This window comes from Thalassobacterium maritimum (assembly GCF_031127805.1).
In the GTDB taxonomy this organism is placed as follows: Bacteria; Verrucomicrobiota; Verrucomicrobiia; order Opitutales; family Coraliomargaritaceae; genus Thalassobacterium; species Thalassobacterium maritimum.
On the sequence record NZ_JARXHW010000168.1, the window covers coordinates 1 to 998 of the forward strand.

The 998-nt window shown below is 44.8% G+C and carries 2 protein-coding genes; one reads left to right on the top strand and one right to left on the bottom strand.

From position 1 onward, the window contains the following. The first annotated feature begins 659 nt into the window (after nt 1-659). The gene (locus tag QEH52_RS20835) at nt 660-845 is read left to right on the top strand and encodes a hypothetical protein (protein ID WP_425609303.1); all 186 of its coding nucleotides are present in this window, start codon (nt 660-662) and stop codon (nt 843-845) included. On the opposite strand, the gene QEH52_RS19870 is transcribed toward QEH52_RS20835, so the two are convergent. Continuing rightward, a partial coding sequence (locus QEH52_RS19870) for a hypothetical protein (RefSeq protein ID WP_308952706.1) occupies nt 783-998 on the bottom strand: 216 nt, incomplete at its 5' end. The two genes, QEH52_RS20835 and QEH52_RS19870, sit on opposite strands and share 63 nt — an antisense overlap.

Genomic DNA, 998 nt, shown 5'->3' on the forward strand with positions numbered 1-998 from the left:
CATTCAACGAGGTTTTTCAAAACGAATGCATGATATCACTTTTAGGGCTTGTGGCGTTTGCTTTATTAATAGATTTGTAAGGTGCTTATTAAGAGGATTTAATGGCTTATTGCTTGCGGTTTCGCTGAGGAATGCGTCCCGGCGATTCGTGCATTCAAATTCACTGTATTTTCACCTATTCGTGCTATCCTCAATCGGGAGTAATCTTAATGTTAATGAGATTTGACAGATTAAGTCGCGTTTGATAGCTGAGTTATTTGAGCGATTTTAAAATTTTGAATTTTGTAGGTCTTGCCGTTTTGAATGCATGATATCACTTTTTATGAAGTCATATGGAAGGCGTTTTATGGTTTTGTAAGTTTCTGTATATTATGTGATAGTGGAATTATTTGTGTGTTTTTTGGTATTTTGAGTTTCCGGCGAATCATGCATTTAATTACTTCTTTAGTTTGATTGTGGTGAACCTTTGACCACTAACTGTCTTTTTTATGAAAACCACACATTTTCCCCGTTGGGCTGAGGTGTTGGCCGCGTAAAAAGGCTTCGCCTCACCACGTAAAGAGCAGAGCTCACGTGGCAGGCGGCGGTTATTCTTTTAGAGGTGATCGGTTATGTTCTATGTTTACGTGCTGCAGTCTCAACTCGATTAGGGGCTTTACATCGCTTATACTGGCAATTTGCGTCGCCGTCTATTTGAGCATAATACTGGTGAAGCCAGAGCGACTTCTTTTCGAAGACCTTGGAAGCTCATTTATTATGAGGCGTATGTGCTGGAAGAGGTATTAGAGGTGGCCGATTCCGTGCGTGCAGACCTGGTGCGGAGACCTGCGATCCCCGGGAAATGACTCTGATTTCGTGCGTGTAGAGCAGGTGCGGAGACCTGCGATCCCCGGGAATGACTCTGATTCCGTGCGTGCAGAGCAGGTGCGGAGACCTGCGATCCCGGGGAATGACTCCGATTCCGTGCGTGCAGAGCAGGTGCGGAGACCTGCGATCCC